Genomic DNA, 19,093 nt, shown 5'->3' on the forward strand with positions numbered 1-19,093 from the left:
TTGGGTAGGTCCTTCTCCTCTCCTCCCCCTTTTAGGGGGAGGTCGGTAGGGGGTATTTTCAAAGCATCGGTACCACCGAAAGCAGTAACAATCCCCCCATCGCCCCATTAAACCAGCGCACATAATTGGGATGATTCATCCAGTAGCTCAGTTGCTTGCCTGCGGCAGTCCACACACTGACTGAAGGTAAATTCACTAACGCAAACACCAACGCAATCAAACCGAGCTGTAGCCAACTCGCATTCGGGTTAAATACACTCACCGCCGTCAGCGCCATTGACCAACCTTTCGGGTTCACCCACTGAAACAGCGCCGCCGCCACAAAAGACATTGGCTGATACTCTTGCCCTTCTTTGGATGGTCGGCTCAGCGCAATTTTGGCTGCCAGATACACCAAATACAAAGTGCAGAGAATCTGTAGCCCTTGTTGAAGGATCGGATAACGCTGAAACAGTTCCGTCAAGCCCACTCCCACCAGCAATACCATGATGCTAAAACCAAACGTAATCCCCAGCATGTGCGGGATGGTGCGCCAAAAACCAACATTGGCTCCTGAAGTCATTAGCATGATGTTGTTAGGGCCTGGCGAAAAAGTAGAAACAAAAGCAAACGCCAACAGCGGCCCGAATAAGGTGTAATCCATAACGATGTTCTCGATTAATGTCAGATACAAAAATATTAATCGCTCCCTGACGCAATTTTGTGTTTATATGAGCGAACAAAACACTGAATGCACAACAAAAGAGAATTATGGACAGGTTTGACGAAAGAATATTGCACGAGCTGCAACTCGATGGCCGAGTCTCCAATGTAGAGTTGGCAGAACGCGTAGGGTTATCGCCCTCCGCCACCCTGCGTCGCGTGCAAGATTTAGAGCGTAAGAAAATTATCAAAGGCTATCGCGCGGTATTGGATAAAAACCAGCTTGAGGTCGGTTTTATCGCGTATGTGGCGATTGGCTTAAACAGCCATACCAAGCAATCACAGCTCAGCTTTGAGCAGCATGTCCGCTTTGCTAAAGAAGTCGTGGAATGCCATAACATCACTGGCATGAACGAATACTTACTGCGCGTGGAAACCAAAGATCTGGTGGCTTACAAACGCTTCCATGCTGATGTGCTTGGCGAATGTGCGGTAGTCAAATCCATCACCACTATGGTAGTGATGGATTCGCCCAAAGATGAGCGGCAGTAAACTCACCAACAAACACAGCTGCAAAAAGAACGCCTTCCAAATAGAAGGCGTTTTTACATCAATCACACATTAATCGGTTAGCTCACCGGCCAGTTCTTCGGCGAACTTCTGCTCCGCCGTTTTTGGCTTTTCGGTTTGCGCAAAGCCGCGTAACCCTACCACATGTACGTGTTCGTGATCTTTAAACACTTTACGTACCAGTTTGTAAGTGGTGCCCTTCTCTGGGCTGATGTTCTCTGGCGCAGCAATCAGTAACTGCATATCCAGACGCTCACACAGCTCAAACAAGGTGGCGATGGATTTAGCATCCAGACGCGCGGCTTCATCAAGGAACAACAGGCGACACGGCACAATATCTTTACTGCGCAGACGACGCGACTCTTCTTCCCAGCTTTGTACCACCATCAGCAGGATTGACTGACCGGTACCGATCGCTTCACCGGTCGACAATGCGCCCGATTCCGCTTGCAGCCAACCATCCGAACCACGGTTGACTTCAACACTCAGCTCTAGGTAGTTACGGTAATCCAAAAGCTCCTCACCCAGCACTTGCGGTGAGCGTTGACCCATATCGATGTGTGGGTTCACGCGTTGGAACAGCTTGGCCATCGCTTCTGAGAAGGTGTAACGCGCACTTTCAAACAGATCTTTGTGTTGCGCTTGCTGCTCAGACAATCCTGCTAAAAGGATTTCATGGCTTTCACGCACTTTCACATTCAGGCGCACGCCATTCACCTGACCAAAGGAGATGTTCGACAGCCCTTGGTTGAGCATGCGAATTCGGTTCTGCTCACGCTGAATGGTTTTGCGGATGATGCTGGCTACCGAATCCGAACTGATCGCCAAACGCTGTTCACGCTGAGTCAACTCTTCGGTCAGACGAGCCAGTTCCACTTCCATCTCTTCAATCGCTTCGACCGGATCGTCGGTGCGAATGATGTCTTGACGAATGCGCTCACGCAGATGCTGATACACCGCAATGTAGAACAACACTTTACGCTCAGGGCGTGAGTTATCTTCCGACTGGCGCAGTGCATCACGCAGATCTTCATTGTTAGCGACCGCGAGACGCAGCGCACCCAAGGATTTATCCGACATTGAACGCAGTTCATCGGCCGACAGGTAAGCCAGCTCACGCTTGTGCAGACGACGTTCAACATCATTTTGGCGCGCAAGACGCAGTACCGAGCACCAACCCGCTTTCGCGTTCACCACGAAAGTGCGCAGGTCTTGATAATCTTTCTCGACTTTTTTCATGCGCTTGACCAGCGCTTTCATTTCCAGCTCAGTGGAGGTAATAGTACGTTCGTATTCGCTCTTACGGCTGCGTGAAGTGTGTAGACGCTCTTGCAGCTCATCACGGCGACGCTGAGCACGTTCAATCGCACCTTCGTCAGCATGCACACCAAACTCTTGCAGCTCTTGTTTGAACTCTTGCACCGTTTCTAGCTTAGCTTGGTGCGAACTTTTCAGTGACGCCAACAGTTGATTGTATTGGCTGAGCTGAGCTTGCGCCTGTTTCAGCTCTTCACGACTGCGGGTACGTTCACTTTCCGCCTGCACCAATTTCGCTTTCAGTTGTTCACTCAGTTCACTGCTTTGGTTGAGCAGATCCACCGAGTCGGAATAAGCAAAGTGGTGACGGCGTTCAAGCAGATCTGACAGCGCAAAAATTTGCGCTTTGAGTTTCTGCAGTGCTTGATCCGCTTGCTGGTATTGCTGCTCCAGCGCATCAAACTGCTCTGGGTCGGCATCGAGTACCGCCGCCACTTTTTCCAGCTCGCTGATGGTACGGCCATGCGCCGCAATAAAGGCTTTGGCCTCACTCAGCTGTTGCAACTTCTCTTCAAGCTCGTGGTAACGCGCTTCGAGCGTCTCTTCGTCAAGTAGACCCATTTGCGGCGCAAGTTTGTCTAGCGCAGCTAACGCTTGTTTACTGGCTTGCAACTGGCTACGCAGTTGCTGCTCTTGCGCTTCAAATTCGCTGATGGAGCGCAGCAGTTGATTACGCTTATCGCGCGCATTCGCTAAGGCTTGCTCAGGGTCGGCATCAAACGCCACTTGCAAGTGCATCGCGACAAACTGGTTGAAGCTGGCGTAAAGACGTTGCAGCTTTTGCGAATCGAACGAAGCTTTGGCGTGTTGCTCAACCACGTCATCACGCTCTTCTCGCAGCAACTCTAAACGCTGCTCACGCGCCGCGCGGCCAAACAGTGGAATGGCAGGGAAGCGCGAATAGCGCATTTGGCGCTGGTTAAGCTGAACGCACACCGCACCTTCAAGCTCTTCGGCATTGAATGAGCTGTCATCAAACGCATCTACATCACCTTCGATGAGGTAGAGATCTTCCGGACAGTCATCCAGTTCAACCAGTTTTTCTTTGATGCCCGAGAGATCCGATACCACAATCGCGTGACGCGCAGGACCGTACATAGCGCTGAAATACGGCGCATCATCAATGGTGATGTCGTCATAAATTTCCGATAGCAGTACACCGCCTAGCGTATCCGCCAAGCCTTTCAGACGCGGATCGTTAGAGCCCCCCGGAGACGCTAAACGCTCAATTTCGCTATCGAGTTTCGCGCGACGCTCGGCGAGCTTATCTTTCGCCATGGATTGGGCTTTTTCCAGCTCCAACACTTGCTGCATGTGCGCCATGACAGACTGACTATCCGCCAGTTCGACACCACTTTGCTCGCGTAGCGTTTCTAATGCATCGTTGGCTTTGATCCATGCTGGCGCAATCGACTCAAAACGGGCGATTTGCGTTTGCAGTTCTTGCTCTTGATGGCGCAGCTGACCACGCTGTTCGCGGCAGTTTTCCTGCTCGGTTTCCAGCTCTTCTAGCAGTGCAGAGTGGCGCTCACGCTCTAGCTCGACGGTCGCGGCATCATCCAAGGCCACCCTATGTTGTTTGTGGTATTGGGTTGCCAGCTCACGCACGTTGCGTTGCTGCTCAAGTTGACGCTCAAGGTCACGCTGTTGAGCTTGCCACTGCGCTTCATTTTGCAACACATGTTGAGCTTCACGCGCTTGACGGATCACTTGCTGCGCTTGCTTCGAAGCTTCACTGCGCGCGACCTCACCCAGTACGCGTTTCACCAGTTCAAACGCATGGTTGAACTGCTGCGCTGCTGCCGAAGACATATCCAGCTTGTGCTTGAGTGCCAACAGTTCGCTGGTGCGAGTTTCCTGCTCCGCTTTAAGCTGAGTGGCCAACGCTTGCGCACTTTCCGCACTGAGTTCTGGCTTATCCAGTAAGCGACGCGCTTTATCGAGCGCTTGCACCGCTTGTTGATATTGCAGTGCACGGGTTTGCTGCACATCGAGGGCTTGCTGATAATCGGCCAATTGCGATTTGAGGCTATCCACTTCCTCTTCACTGATGGTGGCGCGCTCTTCGGCCATCATCACTCGCTCATTGGCTTCTTCCACCACCATCATCTGTTCTTCGAGGCGGAAATTCAGCTCTTCGAGATCTTCTTGATAGCGTTCAATTTTTTCCTGCTGACGCAGTGCGTTTTGCACCAATTGCAGGTGGTCAGACGCGCCTTGGTAATCTTGCTCCAGCGCCGACTCTTGCTCAACCAGCAGTTCTAACTCTTCGTGAACACGGTTCAGCAAGCTGTTTTGCTCAATCAGGGTTTCACGAGAAGAGAACAGCTCACCGCGCAGAGCCAAGGTTTGTTCCACCTTGTTACGGCGATCATTGGCGTGGCGCATGTAGTCCGCGGCTACATAGTTGGTCGATTCGGTGATCAGGTGTTTGAACAGATCGCGATCCGCTTGCGTGGTCTTGATCGCTTCCAGCGTCATGCGGTTTTCACGCAGCGCGGATTCCATATCTTGGAACGCTTTCTTCACGCCGCCATTTTGTGGCAGCAGATAATCGCGCAGTGAGCGGGTGATTGCACTGGAAATACCGCCGTAAAGCGAAGCCTCAATCAAACGGTAGAATTTTGAACGGTCAGAGCTGTTACGCAGCTTTTTCGGGATCACGCCAAATTCAAACATCTGCGCGTGGTAGTCGACAATCGACGGGAAAGATTTGAAATGCGCGCCTTCAATTTGACCCACGGCATCTTTCACTTCATTGATTTGGCGAACACGCGCATGTTTGTCGGATACGGTTTCGACCAACACATCGGTCGGTTTAACATGACTAGGCAAACCTTGGATCAAGAAAGGTTTGATGTCGACTTTCTTATCACGTCCCGCCACTTGTTGCAGCTTCACCGCAAACAGTAAACGTTGGTTACGTGAGTTCACGACATCCAGCGCGGCGTAACACGCCCCCGCTTGCAGCTTACCGTACAAACCTTTATCGCGTGACGCTTGCGAGCTCCCCGCTTCGGTGGTGTTACGAAAATGGAGCAGGCTTTGGTCTGGGATCAAAGCGGTGATAAACGCCGCCATGGTGGTAGACTTACCCGCACCGTTACCACCAGATAAAGTGGTCACTAAATTATCAATGTCAAAGGTACGCGCAAAGAAGCCGTTCCAGTTGATCATGGTTAGCGATTGATATTTACCTCGTTCAATCATGCTTCATCTTCCCACTCGGTTTGCTCTTCGTCGTACTCGGCTGTTGGGTTTTCCAACAGGCTTTGCTGGCTTGGTTCCGGGGTATGTACCACAGCTTCACCATCACGGATTAGGCGCAGCTGCGCTTCACGCACATCACCGCCCAAACGCACATCCGCACCAAAACGAAATACCGCTTCAGTGATGCGGAATTTGCCCGTATCACCAATGGTGATCAGCATACCGAGGCGACGTAAACGACGCAGCGAAGTACGTACTTTTTCAAACAGCTTCTCGCGATCCAGATCCGAGCCGCTGGCACGGTTGGTCACCAGCTTCATCAGCTTCTTCTCTTCCACCAAGGTCAACAGCTCATCGTACAGCTCTTGGTTGGTGAAAATGCCTTCATGCGCTAAACGCTCAGGGCTCAAATAGAGGAAACAGAGCACTTTACCCACCAGCATATCCAGCTCAGAGAGCACACTGCGGTTGATAAGCGACGTAGAACGCGGGCGCAGATAGAAGAAGCCTTCCGGCGCGCGTACTAGCTCGGTGTGATAGCGTTGATAAAACAGCGCCAAATCCGGCTCAAAATCTGACAGGAAGGCGTGGTTATCCAAATCGTCACTGGAGACATGACGCCCCGCGCGCAGCAAACTGTCTAGCGCTGGAAATAGCGGGTTAGCAATCGCTTTGGCCAGATTCTCTGGCATGTATTCATTAATATCGGTCGATGACATTCGCTTGTACCTTTGCGCCAAAATCGTTGATCGCCGTCCAGTCAGGCTGGATAGCGCGGTAGTCGGACTCGGAATAACCCAGTCTTACCGCTTGGTCGACAACCATTCGGGCTAAATCGAAATGATGAGTTCGTGGATGGCTAGCTAAGTAGTCACGCAGCACAAGTGCTAAATCAATCGCTGCGCCTTGCTCTTTATGCACTTTCAGCATGTCGCCAATCCGCTGCGCAAGTTCATCGTTCACTTGTTGCAGCTCTTCGTATTCCACTTCCATCGGCACATGACCGGTAACTTCTTCGTCACGCAGGGTCAAGGTTTCATCACGCAGATCGGATAGACGTTCTGCATCGGCGTAAGTGAGATACCAAGGTTGTTCAAAATAGTCGTTCATTGACTGACGCAGACGTTGGCTGAACGCGCGGTTCTGGTCCATATCAATCGCGGTACGAATAAACTTGTGGACGTGGCGATCGTAACCAATCCAAAGATCAATCGACTGCTGACCCCAGCTCGTGATGCGGTCGAGCTTCATTTGCAGCGCAAACAGCGTCTCTTCAATGAAGTCCAATTCCAGATCGCCATACACGCACTCCTGAATATCGAGGATTTGCGTTTGCAACTCATCGCCTGCCGCTTGCAAGGTATCTTGCAACTCACGCAGTGTGGTGGAAGTCTCAGACAGCAAGGCTTCACAGTTATTGATCGCATCGCGCCAATCTTTATTCAGCAGGTCGGCAATCTGTTCTTTGACCGATTGCTGCTGCTCATCCATCACTCGTTGATTGAGATCGATGCGGTCGAAAATTTCACTCACCGAATATTTGAGCACGCCAAACACGTTTTTGCGCCAGTGGGCGACACTTCCGCCCTGTTGCGCAGATTCCACGGCTTTCGCCATCTCATCCGCGACCATAGAGAGTTGGATGGATAGTTTCAGTTTGGAAAATTCGCGATGACGAACGTAGTAATCGGTAATGCCGATCGCCAACGGCGTCAGACGGTAGATGCTGGCACCTTCCGTCATTTCGCTGGTAAAACGGCTTAATAAGCGCTGCTTGACCAGATCATTAATCGCATTGTTAGCCCGAAAGGCTGAGGCTTCTCCCGATTCTGCAAACAAGCGCGTCACTATCGCGAATGCATCGTGAAGTTCCCCTTCTCCGAGCTCTTCATCAAATCTTTCATTACTGAGCACAGCAATCGCAAGCAAAAATGCCAGCCGCTCAGTAGGTAGATTCAATGAGAAGTCATACTGTTTTACCCAAGTGACGAGTTCGTCGATAGGCTTTTGCACAGTATCCTGAGTAAACTCACTCATTGTTTATCCTGTTATTGTTTTTTCTTAGCCCATACGTGAATGTATCGGCCCAATGAGAGGTAAGGCTCCTGACGGCAGAATTTGCGCTCCAGTGCCACCAAATCCTCATGCTGGTATTCGCCCATGTTTTTCATGTTTCCGATGTAATCACTGAAACAACGAATACCGGATTTCCCGCAGATCTCAAAACCCGATTCTTCGATCCATTGGTAGACCTCTTCGGGGAGCAAGCCTTTCTGCGGTTGTAATTTAAACCGTTTGCGGTGCGGCATATCCTCTAACACGTGCGGAATGTTGCCACACACGGCGTTTTTGTAAACCAAACCGTGATAGTTGTAAAACATCACCGACACCATGCCACCCGGTCTAACTTGCGCCAGCAAATTTTGCAACGCTGGTTTGGGCTCCGCCAACCATTCCATCACCGCATGAAACAGCACCAAATCCACGGGCGCATCAAGGTGTGCTTGAATCGTCTGCACTGGTGAATGGACGAAGCGATACTGCTCAAGCAGGCCATTGTTTGCAATATCCTGTTCGGCCAATTGCAACATTTCCGAAGAAAGATCACAGAGTGTCACTCGATGCCCAAGGCGAGCGATTTTTTGCGATACTTGCGCCAAGCCGCCACCCGCATCGAGCACGTGCAAGGGAACTTTTTGCGTGTCCAGTTGACTGAGAAGCTGCTCCAAATCTTCCCAAACAATGACTTGGCGGATCTCACCTTTGTCAGAACCGTATATATTTTTTGCAAATTTGTGGGCAATATCGTCGAAATTGCGATCTTCTGTCACAGTAGCTTGAGTTATGATAACGAACCGTGCCTGCTATTCTGTCATACGAATGGCAGGAATAAAGAGGCTTCGACTCTTTTTATAATCAAGTGCTGTTTTTTCGGACTGTTTTCTCTATGTTTGAGCTGAAAAAAATATTTTCTTCACTGTTGATGCCTCTGCCAGCGCTGCTGATCATTGGTTTCGTGGGCCTGATGTTGATCATGTTCACGGCAAAACGTAAAACTGGCTGCCTAGTAGTGTTGTTCTCCCTCACTGGGTTATTTCTGGTTTCCTTTCAACCCGTGGCGACTCGTTTGTTGATGCCACTTGAACGTACTTACACGGCATTTTTACCCGTAGAAGGTACTCTTGACTACGTCATGGTGCTCGGGAATGGCCATGTCATAGATGATGATATTCCCCCCACCTCCGAGCTTACTCGTGCTGCGCTCATGCGCTTAACAGAAGGCATTCGTATTAGTCGTATGTATCCGGGTTCGAAACTTATCCTATCCGGTTACGCTGGCGGCAGCGAAGTTAGCCATGCTCGGATGATGGCGCGTGTTGCTTTGGCGTTAGGCGTACCTAAATCGGATATTATTTTGCTGGAAACCGCTAAAGATACTTGGGAAGAAGCGCGCCAAGCGGCCGCTTTCGTGCAACAAAAACGTATGGTGCTCGTCACCTCAGCGAGCCACATGAAGCGTGCGATGCGTGAATTTGAATCGGCGGGCTTAACACCTATTCCTGCCCCGACCAATTACTTAGGCCACCTTAATATTATTCAGCCTTGGGATAAATACATTCCAAGATCGCGCTATCTTGAGCAAACTGAGCAGTATTGGCATGAAACTTTAGGACTGATGTGGCAAACCCTGCGAGATACTGTGGCAGGGGATAGCGGTGAGCCTGTGCTTACTCCACCGGTGGTTGAAGAGGCACCAAGCGCACCTTAGTCTCATCCGCTTTGGGGGATCATAAGTAGCATTAAAAAACTGGCATTTAGCCAGTTTTTTATTTTTACAATGCAGAAAACGATGAGGACACTCTCAGTGTTTAATCCCCAGCGAACATGTACCCTTCGCCGTGAACCGTCACAAAGATTTGCGGGTTTTTCGGATCCATTTCCATTTTGGCGCGCATACGGCGGATCAACACATCAATCGTACGGTCGTTTGGCGCATCCACACGGTGACTGATCATGTTCAAAATCCGCTCACGGCTCAGCACTTGATTAGGATAAGAAGAAAGCGCAACCAACAACTCGTATTCCGCTTTAGTGAGCTTGACTGGCTCACCGTTACGGCTTAATGCACGGCGCTGAACATCGAACGTCCACTCACCAAAATGCACCAGTTTGTCATCGTGTTTGTCGGTAATTCTCTCTCGCTGTGCGAGGGAAATTCGCCATAATAAGTTTTTTACACGAACCTGAAGCTCGCGTAGGTCAACAGGTTTGGTGACATAATCGTCCGCGCCCATTTCGAGGCCAACGATTTTGTCGATACTGTCGGTGCGTCCTGTCACTAAAATAATGCCAATCTCCGACTGGCTGCGTAATTCTCGCGTCAATAACAGACCGTCTTCACCGGGCAAATTAATGTCCAGCAAAACCAGATCGATGTCATTGAGCTCTAACGCTTCTCTCATCTGTGCGCCACTTTCTGCTTCCGTCACTTGGTAACCTTCATTTTGAAAGTAACCACTTAACTTACTTCGCGTGACGAGGTCATCTTCAACCACAAGTACGTGATAGCTCATAATGCACCATTTTAAATAACTGGATGTATCGCAGGGTTATTCTATTCATATTTGTTAATAACTCGAGAAAAATCGTGAGAAACCTCACTATTTCTTGATGCAAAGCAAACTTCATTTAACAGATTAACAACCTATTCTTTTCTTTTCACAAACTGTCACAATCACCGTGATAGCTGTTCATTTTTATGGTTTAGACTAAGCACACATCGATTGGGAGTGCAGAGATGATGCAAGAACTGAAAATCTTCAATGAAAAGCGTGCTGAAATCTATTGGTGGCTGTCGAGCCTGTTTTTTAAAGAACTGAGTGAGCAAGATATTGCTCGCTATCACTCAGCAGAAGTTCGTACTTTTTTAAGCGGACTCGCTGATGAGCAAAGCTTGAGCCGCGAAGTTAAACACTTGGTCGAAGCGCTCAATCGCTTGCAAGATCGCCAAGATGCGCAGCTAGAGCTCGCTGCAGATTTCTGTGATCTCTTTTTGAAATCAGACCGTGATTCCGCCCTGCCCTATGCTTCTGTCTATGCCGATCAGGGTTTACTCAATGGCAAGCCTGCGCAGCAAATGCGTGAGTTACTCAGCGCACATGGGGTTAAGGTTGAACAAAATCTCAATGAGCCCGAGGATCATCTTGCCATCCAGCTCGATTTTTTAGCGCATCTTGCAATCAGTGCTAACCAAATTGAGCACTCAGCACAACTGAGTTTAGCGCTCCAAGCTCAGTCCGACTTCATAAGTCAACACTTACTCACTTGGCTACCTGCCTTTGCTGAACGTTGCACTCAATTTGATGCTTTCGGATTGTACTCAGCCGCCGCTCGTTTAGCGTTAGCCTTTATTCAGCAAGATAAACACTGTCTTGATGAGCTGATCCAAGAGACCCATTAGCCAGACAGGCAAAGAGAAAAGCCAGCCTATTTTATCTATCCCAAACGGCTTCGTGTGGTAGCCAACACCACGGCAGGGTCAAATAGGAAGGGGATAGACGAATTAATTGTGAAATGGCTTATAGTTTGGTGAATGAATTTCGTTGCGACGGAGAGATTTGCAGTCTAAAATCCATCCGCAAACGATAAAAACGAGTAAAAATTTCAACCGCTGTTTCTCGGCGGTTTTTGTTTTTTATTACTTTAGGTTTATTACTTTAGGCATAGTGATTGAAGCGCTTTACGTACGGCATAGTGTTGGACATGTGCTCGCACAGAGTGTGAAGATTCGCTCAGTCTCGCCTTACTTCTGCTGATTAAATCCACCGATGTTATTCGCTGGCAGCAGTCATCGACAGGAACACTCTATGGCTACGATTAAAGATGTGGCGCGCCTTGCAGGCGTGTCAACCACTACCGTTTCTCACGTCATCAATAAAACTCGCTTTGTGGCAGAAACCACCCAAGAGAAAGTGATGGAAGCCGTTAAGCAGCTGAACTACGCGCCAAGTGCCGTGGCACGCAGCTTAAAGTGCAATACCACTCGCACGATTGGTATGTTAGTGACGCAATCTACTAACCTGTTTTTCTCGGAAGTTATCGACGGTGTGGAAAGCTATTGTTACCGTCAAGGCTATACGCTGATCCTATGTAACACAGGCGGCATCTATGAAAAGCAACGCGATTATATCCGCATGCTGGCCGAAAAACGGGTTGATGGCATTTTGGTGATGTGCTCAGACCTGACCCAAGAGCTGCAAGATATGTTGGATGCGCACAAAGATATTCCAAAAGTGGTTATGGATTGGGGTCCAGAAACGTCGCACGCCGATAAAATCATCGATAACTCCGAAGAAGGCGGCTACCTCGCGACCAAATATCTCACCGACCGCGGTCACACTGAGATTGCATGTTTGAGTGGTCACTTCGTCAAAGCCGCATGCCAAGAGCGCATTCAAGGTTTCCGTCGCGCGATGGCGGAAGCCAAGTTGGCCGTCAATGAAGATTGGATCTTGGAAGGTAACTTTGAGTGTGATACTGCCGTTTTAGCGGCGGATAAAATCATTGCGATGGACAAGCGCCCCACGGCGGTATTCTGTTTCAACGATACGATGGCATTAGGTTTGATGAGCCGTTTGCAACAGAAAGGCATACGTATTCCAGAAGATATGTCTGTCATCGGTTACGATAATATCGAGTTAGCAGAATACTTCTCTCCACCACTGACCACAGTGCACCAACCTAAGCGTCGTGTGGGTAAGAACGCATTTGAAATTTTGCTAGAACGCATTAAAGACAAAGAACACGAGCGCCGAATTTTCGAAATGCACCCAGAGATCGTAGAGCGCGACACGGTGAAAGACTTGACAAAATCCTAACTTTCTTGACAATTCATAACGCCTATATTTGAAAGCTTGTCACATAAATATGACAAAACATATGTAGTGCGAGTATTATTAGTAGGGCTCATTCTCACATTTGAAATATCAGTATGTGAGAATGACCCAAGAATGATTAATTCTTATCAGGAAAAATGTCACGCACAGGGCAAACCATTCGAAAGAGTGGGACGCAAAGCCTCCGGCCTAAACCAGAAGACGTGGTAGGTAGCGGGGTTACCGATGGCAAAATGCATACACTATGTTGACTCATCATTGACACTATGAATGCATGCTTTTGCTAATTTTCTCGGACCTGACTTGGTGGCGTATGTAACAATACTCCGAGACTAACAGCATGGATAAACCAGTATTAAAAGATTCAATGCGGCTCTTTGAGCAGCTAGGACGTGTTAAATCTCGTTCAATGTTTGGTGGCTTTGGTATTTTCGTCGACGAAACTATGTTTGCGCTTGTGGTTAACGATACGCTGCACATCCGTGCAGATGACGCCACAATCGAAAAGTATAAACAGCAAGGTTATGAACCTTATGTTTACAAAAAACGTGGCTTCCCCGTTGTAACTAAGTACTACGCTCTACCTGAAGATTGTTGGAGTCATCCAGACTCTATCCTCAATGAAGCGCGTGCAGCACTGGAGGTCGCTAAGGCCGAACGTGAAACTCAAGCACAAGCGAAACCTGATCGTTTGAAAGATCTTCCTAACTTGCGTTTAGCAACTGAAAGAATGCTCAAAAAAGCAGGTATCGACACCGTCGAGTCTCTTCAGACTCTTGGTTCTGTCGAAGCTTATAAAGCGGTTCAACGAACCCACACGGCAGAGGTGAGTTTAGAGTTGCTATGGGCTCTAGAAGGCGCAATCGAAGGTAAACATTGGTCGGTGATCCCACAAAATCGTCGTGATGAGCTATTAAGGCATCTCTGAGTTTCATTTTGAGTTCCTCAACGCCTGTAATCATCCTGTGTTTTTACACACCCTATATTTCATAACGCGTCCAAAGTGGCGCGTTATTTTTTTGAAAGAAAAACGGCCTTTAGCCTGTCTTTACTTTTAGGCTCTCTATGTATCTCCAGTAAATTCAGTTACAGGCGATATACTTGAGTAATGAGCGATACTCTAATGACTTGGAGTGACAAGTCGGCGGTCACTGTGTGCACCCACATCAAACCAGAGACACTCTATGATTGGGTGAAGAAACGTAACCCATACCGCTGAAGAGCCAAGTAAAACGGGCAATATCACGCCCCACAAACCATAAAGTAATGACTAGGTACTCGAATGTATAAAAAACTCATCATCGCCATTGTTTTGATTGCCATTGCCGCGCTCTTGGTGACGCAGTTTAGCCAATACCTCACTCTTGATGTCGCGAAAGCCAAACAAGCCGAATTGGCGAATTATATTGATGCCCATTTGCTGCAAGCCGCACTGATCTATTTTTTGGTGTATGTTCTCCTAACCGCATTTTCAATCCCCGGCGCAACGGTCGTGACTTTGTTGGGAGCGGCTCTATTTGGCTTTTGGTTGAGCTTACTGCTGGCTTCTTTTGCCAGTACCATTGGTGCCACTCTCGCCTTTCTCAGTAGCCGCTTCTTATTGCGAGATTGGGTGCAAGCTAAATTCGCTGATAAATTGCAAACCATCAATCAAGGTATTGAACGAGATGGCGCGTTTTATTTACTCTCTCTGCGACTGATCCCGATTTTTCCATTTTTCCTGATTAACTTAGTGATGGGGCTAACGCCTATCTCCACTTGGCGTTACTACTGGGTCAGCCAACTTGGTATGCTGCCGGGTACGGCGGTGTATCTCAATGCTGGTACTCAACTGGCGGAAATCTCAAGCCTAGGCGAAATTGTGTCGCTCCCTGTGCTCGCTTCATTCGTTTTGTTAGGCGTATTTCCGATAGTGGTGAAATGGATCATGGGTAAATTTCAGCAGCGTGCCACTCAATCGCCAGTGAAGTAAGTCACTCTTGGTAAAAGTAAGCTAGGAAGGACAATGAAAATCTACACGGCCACTCATCCGCTTGAAGCGCACATGCTGATGCAGCTTTTGCATCAGCAAGGGATAGCGTGTGAGTTGCGTGGAGAAATGCTGTTTGCGCTGCGCGGCGAGATCCCGATGGATTCCAGCAGCGCCCCTTCACTTTGGTTACAGAAACCGGAGCAACAAACCGCAGCGCAGCAAATCATCCGAGAATTTCTCAATCCCCCACCCGCCGAATGCTGGCAATGCCCAGAGTGTGGGGAGCATCATGAAGGGCAATTTTCCGCCTGCTGGCAGTGTGGTTTTAGCCAAACCGCTCAGTGAGGGATTAACGGATTTGGCGCTGGATAAACTCGATAGAACGCTGATTAAACAGCTCAGGCTGCTCGACATTACATACATGACCGCAATTTGGGATTTCATACAGCTCACTTTGTGCGTGGAGCGCCACCATCTCTTTCACCGGATGGATGAACATGTAGTCCTTCTCTCCCATCAAATATAAGGTTGGGATCGGCAATTCACGGTCGCGGAAATAACGCATCAGCGGATTCACCTCAGCGGTTAACGTAAACCAACGTTTAAATTCTTTCTGACAGAGCTTTTGCGCTTCACGAATAAACAGATGGCGAGACTCTTTTTGACTACGCTGCGGCATCACTATGTAAGCAAATAAACGATACAGCCACATGTACGGGATGAGGTGCTTACTCAAATGTCCTAGCTTAACCAACACTTGCGAACGCGCATTAAGCCGTGTAACCGCGCCACCAAGCACCATAGAATTGACCCGATGCGTGGCAAGCTCAGCAAGGTTACGGACTATGATGGTACCCAGCGACATGCCCACAAAATGCGCCGACTGGATTTTCAAGTGATCAAGCACTTTGAGCACATCCAGCGTCACGGTCTTAAACGTATAGCGATTGGCAATCCAGTCTCTGAGTAACTGATTGGATTTCCCGTGGCCGCGCAAATCAATCAGCAATAAATTGAAATGCTGCCGATACGCTTTGATCTGCTTGAACCATATGGATGAGCTGCCCCCCGCACCATGAACGAACACCACCCACTCCTGACTTGTCGGGTGAAGATAAGTTTTGTGAAACAGCACTTTTTCGGCAATGGCAGTCATAGGGGAAGACATTGAAACCTCTTAATTACGCAGGCCAAGACTACCATAATCTTAGTCAAGAGAATCCCCCCAGTTGTAAGAAACTGTTGAGTGAAACAGAAAAAAGGCACCTTGCGGTGCCTGAGAGATGCTTCATAGACCAAACGACTTGGTGTGGCAGCCAACACTGCTGCCGCTTCAATGATGAAGGGGATATCGTTAGCCAAATCGCGCGAGTCGATACATCTTCATATATTCTTGGGCAGACTCTTCCCAACTGAAGTTTTGCTGCATGGCACGTTGTTGCACTTTCAGCATCTCTTCTGGCTGCTGCAGATAAAACAAGAGTGCCCGCTGCATCGTGATCAATAGAGCTTCTGGCGTGGGCTCTTGGTAACCAAAGCCTGTCGCGCGCTCAGGGAATTTATCGTAATCGTTCACCGTATCTTTCAAGCCACCCACTTCACGAACAATAGGCAGAGTGCCATAAGCCATGCTGTAAATCTGATTGAGCCCACAGGCTTCAAATTCAGAAGGCATTAAGAAGAAATCCGATCCCGCTTCAACCCAGTGCGCTAAACGCTCACTGTAGGTCTCGACAAACGCAAACTTGGATCGATGATAATGAGCGATCTTATTCAGCCGCGCAGCAACTTCCGGCTCACCAGTACCCACAATGACCACTTGAACGTTATTGCGCAGGAACTGCTCTAAAATCGGCAACAGGTAATGAAAGCCTTTCTGATGCGTTAAACGACAAACCATACCAAACAGCGGCACATCGGTAACTGGCAGGTGTAACTCTTCCTGCAGCGCAGTTTTACACAGCGCTTTCCCCTTGCGCATCGACTCAGGCTCATCGCTGTAGGTCGCAGGCAGATAGTGGTCGGTTCTTGGATTCCACTCGCTGTAATCACAACCGTTGACGATACCGTGTAAATCACGCGCTCGACGCACAAAATCATCCACCAGCCCGTGAGCCCCAAGAGGCGTTAAAAGCTCAGCCGCATAATTAGGACTCACCGCATTCACTTTATCCGCAAAAGCGATCCCCGCCCGCAGCATGCTTACATGATCATGACCGTATTGCAGAAATTCCATACCCGATAAATTGAGCTCAGGAATGACTTCTAATTGATGATAGGAAAAGATCCCTTTAAAAATCGCGTTATGCACCGTCAGCACACTTTTGACTTGCTCAAAAAAGCTGTCATAGCGATAACGGGTTTTCAGCAAAAAAGGCACTAAGCCTGTGTGCCAATCATTCGCATGAATGATGTCAGGCTGAATACCGAGTTTCGGCAGTACGTCCAAACACGCTGCAGAGAAAAAACCAAACCGTTCACCATTATCGGCATAGGCTTGATTATTCTCAGCATACAGCGCCGGGCGGTCAAAATAGGCAGGGCAATCAATCAGATAGATTGGCACACCGTCTAGCTCGCATTTTAAAACACGATACTGAGTGTGCGGCCAGTGTGTCAGCTCTGTTTCCAGTACTAACTCTGCGTCTTCCTTTCCCGGTACTGAACGATAAGCAGGCAGCGCAATGGCTACCTGCTGATGCAACGCTTTCAACGCTTGTGGCAGCGCTTTTGCCACATCGGCCAGGCCACCACTTTTTACCAGCCCCTGTACCTCTGAAACGGTAAACCAAACGTTGAATTGTTCCATTCTAGAATCCTACCTTACTACCTTTCGCAATCACCACAATCCCTTCATCGGAAACGTGGAAACGCTTTCTGTCCAGTTCCAAATCTTCACCAATGATGGTACCGGCGGCGATCTCGACATCTTTATCTATAATGGCGCGCTTAATCGTGCAGCCAGCTCCAATTTTTACATCGCCCAAGATAACAGATTCACTGATAAAAGAGCCAGCAGCAATGTTGCTACGGAAACCCAGAACCGATTTATAAATGGTTGATCCTTGGATATAACTTCCCCCAGAGATCAAGCTATCTGTGATTTTGACTTTCTTGTCTTTGACATCCACAAACGTCGCAGGCGGCAAAGGAGGATAGTAGGTGTGCAGCGGCCAGCTGCGGTTGTATAGCGAAAATTCTGGATCTTTGTCGAGCAAGTCCATATGTGCCGACCAGTAGGACTCAATGGTACCCACATCACGCCAGTAGGTCGATTCCTTCTCTCCCTTAATTTTGTTGGTCGTGAAGTCATACACATAGACTTTACCGCGCGGGAACATTTTCGGAATAATGTCTTTGCCAAAATCATGGCTGGACTGGTTATTTTCAGCATCTTCACGCAGTTCTTGGCTGAGCGTTTCCGCTTCGAAGATGTAGTTACCCATCGAGACCAGTGCCCACTCTGGCTCACCGGGGATCGATTTGGGATTGCTCGGTTTCTCTTCAAAACCGACCATTTTGCCGTTTTCATCCACTTCAATCACCCCAAACTGAGAGGCTTGGCTGATCGGCATACGCAGTGCAGAAACGGTCAATTCCGCTTCCATACGGCGATGAAAATCGAGCATTTGGCGAATATCCATCTTGTAGATATGGTCTGAGCCAAAAATACAGACTTGATCCGGCGCGACAATCTCAACAAAACGGAGGTTTTGATAAATCGCATCGGCAGTGCCTTCATACCAACGTTTTCCATCACGCATCTGTGCAGGAATAATGTCGATAAAACGGTCTGTGATCCCGGAAAGATTCCAGCCCTTTTTCATATGAATGTATAACGATTGCGATTTAAACTGCGTCAGAACATAAATCCGCATTAAATCGGCATTCACGAAATTATTGAGTGCAAAGTCGATTAAACGGTAGCTTCCACCAAAAGGAACTGCCGGCTTGGTACGGGTTTCAGTCAACGGCTTCAAACGTGACCCTTCTCCTCCCGCCAAAATCATGCCTAATACTCCAGCCATGTGTTGTTCTCCATTCTTTTATAATATTTGCCGAACCACGAAATTTTTGCTTTGGGGGTCCTGGCTCGGCGCTCCATGCTAACCGACAGCAACATCAGTACGACAGCCAGCACAAATGTGCTGAATAAACAATGCAATCGGTTGGCTATACGTTATCGAATCCTTGGCCGAATACCAATCAATTTCTTAAAATCTCAGTGGTGAAACAAGACGAGATGGAAAAGACTTATTCCAACTCACACTCTTTTGATGGTTCAATGACATAAACCTCATATTCAGCCATCACGGCACATTAACTGCCTGAATGTCAGCTCACCTCCTAAATAATAAAAATGATGATTTAGCGAAGAAAATCGCTCAATACATAGAAAAGAATACGTAGCGGATAAATATCGGACTGAGAAAGAGCGTTGGGTTCTGGGGCGCAAAGTTTGCGAGAAGGTAACGCCAGAACTCGC

16 protein-coding genes and 1 riboswitch are annotated in these 19,093 nt (G+C 48.6%); of the genes, 7 read left to right on the plus strand and 9 right to left on the minus strand.

The features are described from left to right. Positions 1-58: 58 nt before the first annotated feature. Positions 59-643: a LysE family translocator gene (locus GOU96_RS12860; protein ID WP_042987752.1), complete on the minus strand. Its 585-nt coding sequence runs from the start codon at positions 641-643 to the stop codon at positions 59-61. 107 nt (positions 644-750) lie between these two features. Here GOU96_RS12860 and GOU96_RS12865 point away from each other — a divergent pair, with 107 nt between their 5' ends. Beyond that, positions 751-1,194, plus strand: coding sequence for an Lrp/AsnC family transcriptional regulator (locus GOU96_RS12865; protein ID WP_000373557.1), 444 nt, complete (start codon positions 751-753; stop codon positions 1,192-1,194). A 69-nt stretch (positions 1,195-1,263) separates the two neighbouring features. Here the strand turns inward: GOU96_RS12865 and mukB are convergent, their stop codons facing one another. Genes mukB through cmoM form a run of 4 tightly spaced genes read right to left on the minus strand, consistent with a single transcriptional unit; the run spans position 1,264 to position 8,570 of the window. Then, positions 1,264-5,739 (minus strand): chromosome partition protein MukB, encoded by a 4,476-nt coding sequence (gene mukB, locus GOU96_RS12870; protein WP_267781602.1) that lies wholly within the window; start codon positions 5,737-5,739, stop codon positions 1,264-1,266. Continuing rightward, entirely contained in the window at positions 5,736-6,458 is a 723-nt protein-coding gene (gene mukE / locus GOU96_RS12875; RefSeq protein ID WP_000099361.1) for a chromosome partition protein MukE, read from the minus strand. The genes mukB and mukE overlap by 4 nt, the downstream gene beginning before the upstream one ends. Continuing rightward, positions 6,439-7,776 (minus strand): chromosome partition protein MukF, encoded by a 1,338-nt coding sequence (gene mukF / locus GOU96_RS12880; RefSeq protein WP_267781604.1) that lies wholly within the window; start codon positions 7,774-7,776, stop codon positions 6,439-6,441. The genes mukE and mukF overlap by 20 nt, the downstream gene beginning before the upstream one ends. A gap of 11 nt (positions 7,777-7,787) precedes the next feature. After that, positions 7,788-8,570, minus strand: a complete 783-nt coding sequence (gene cmoM / locus GOU96_RS12885) for a tRNA uridine 5-oxyacetic acid(34) methyltransferase CmoM (RefSeq protein WP_175230171.1) — start codon at positions 8,568-8,570, stop codon at positions 7,788-7,790. A 116-nt stretch (positions 8,571-8,686) separates the two neighbouring features. Here cmoM and elyC point away from each other — a divergent pair, with 116 nt between their 5' ends. Beyond that, entirely contained in the window at positions 8,687-9,508 is an 822-nt protein-coding gene (gene elyC / locus GOU96_RS12890; protein WP_000462426.1) for an envelope biogenesis factor ElyC, read from the plus strand. A 100-nt stretch (positions 9,509-9,608) separates the two neighbouring features. On the opposite strand, the gene torR is transcribed toward elyC, so the two are convergent. After that, positions 9,609-10,313, minus strand: coding sequence for a two-component system response regulator TorR (torR, locus tag GOU96_RS12895; protein ID WP_000120285.1), 705 nt, complete (start codon positions 10,311-10,313; stop codon positions 9,609-9,611). A gap of 224 nt (positions 10,314-10,537) precedes the next feature. Here torR and torD point away from each other — a divergent pair, with 224 nt between their 5' ends. The 5 genes from torD (at position 10,538) to GOU96_RS12920 (ending at position 14,952) form a co-directional block, all read left to right on the plus strand. Continuing rightward, a complete protein-coding gene (gene torD, locus GOU96_RS12900) occupies positions 10,538-11,200 on the plus strand; it encodes a molecular chaperone TorD (protein ID WP_000983158.1) in 663 nt (220 codons plus the stop codon). Between the two features lie 406 nt (positions 11,201-11,606). After that, complete coding sequence (gene purR / locus GOU96_RS12905) at positions 11,607-12,617, plus strand: HTH-type transcriptional repressor PurR (RefSeq protein ID WP_175248051.1); 1,011 nt, start codon at positions 11,607-11,609, stop codon at positions 12,615-12,617. Positions 12,618-12,775: 158 nt separating this feature from the next. Beyond that, positions 12,776-12,862, plus strand: a riboswitch (cyclic di-GMP riboswitch). A 113-nt stretch (positions 12,863-12,975) separates the two neighbouring features. Further along, positions 12,976-13,563, plus strand: a complete 588-nt coding sequence (locus tag GOU96_RS12910; RefSeq protein WP_000360586.1) for a TfoX/Sxy family DNA transformation protein — start codon at positions 12,976-12,978, stop codon at positions 13,561-13,563. A 354-nt stretch (positions 13,564-13,917) separates the two neighbouring features. Beyond that, positions 13,918-14,607 carry a TVP38/TMEM64 family protein gene (locus GOU96_RS12915; RefSeq protein WP_000277069.1) on the plus strand — a complete coding sequence of 230 codons (690 nt, stop codon included), beginning with the start codon at positions 13,918-13,920 and terminating at the stop codon, positions 14,605-14,607. 33 nt (positions 14,608-14,640) lie between these two features. Then, positions 14,641-14,952 carry a DUF2007 domain-containing protein gene (locus tag GOU96_RS12920; RefSeq protein WP_000708709.1) on the plus strand — a complete coding sequence of 104 codons (312 nt, stop codon included), beginning with the start codon at positions 14,641-14,643 and terminating at the stop codon, positions 14,950-14,952. Between the two features lie 4 nt (positions 14,953-14,956). Here GOU96_RS12920 and GOU96_RS12925 read toward each other — a convergent pair whose 3' ends face one another. From GOU96_RS12925 to glgC, 3 genes are all read right to left on the minus strand, one after another. After that, positions 14,957-15,775: an alpha/beta fold hydrolase gene (locus GOU96_RS12925; RefSeq protein WP_000097999.1), complete on the minus strand. Its 819-nt coding sequence runs from the start codon at positions 15,773-15,775 to the stop codon at positions 14,957-14,959. Between the two features lie 186 nt (positions 15,776-15,961). After that, on the minus strand, positions 15,962-17,416 hold the full coding sequence (gene glgA / locus GOU96_RS12930; RefSeq protein WP_095481784.1) for a glycogen synthase GlgA: 1,455 nt from the start codon (positions 17,414-17,416) through the stop codon (positions 15,962-15,964). A 1-nt stretch (position 17,417) separates the two neighbouring features. Next, positions 17,418-18,635, minus strand: coding sequence for a glucose-1-phosphate adenylyltransferase (gene glgC, locus GOU96_RS12935; RefSeq protein WP_175248049.1), 1,218 nt, complete (start codon positions 18,633-18,635; stop codon positions 17,418-17,420). Positions 18,636-19,093: the final 458 nt, after the last annotated feature.

It is taken from the genome of Vibrio sp. R-1 (genome assembly GCF_035615595.1).
In the GTDB taxonomy this organism is placed as follows: Bacteria; Pseudomonadota; Gammaproteobacteria; order Enterobacterales; family Vibrionaceae; genus Vibrio; species Vibrio cholerae.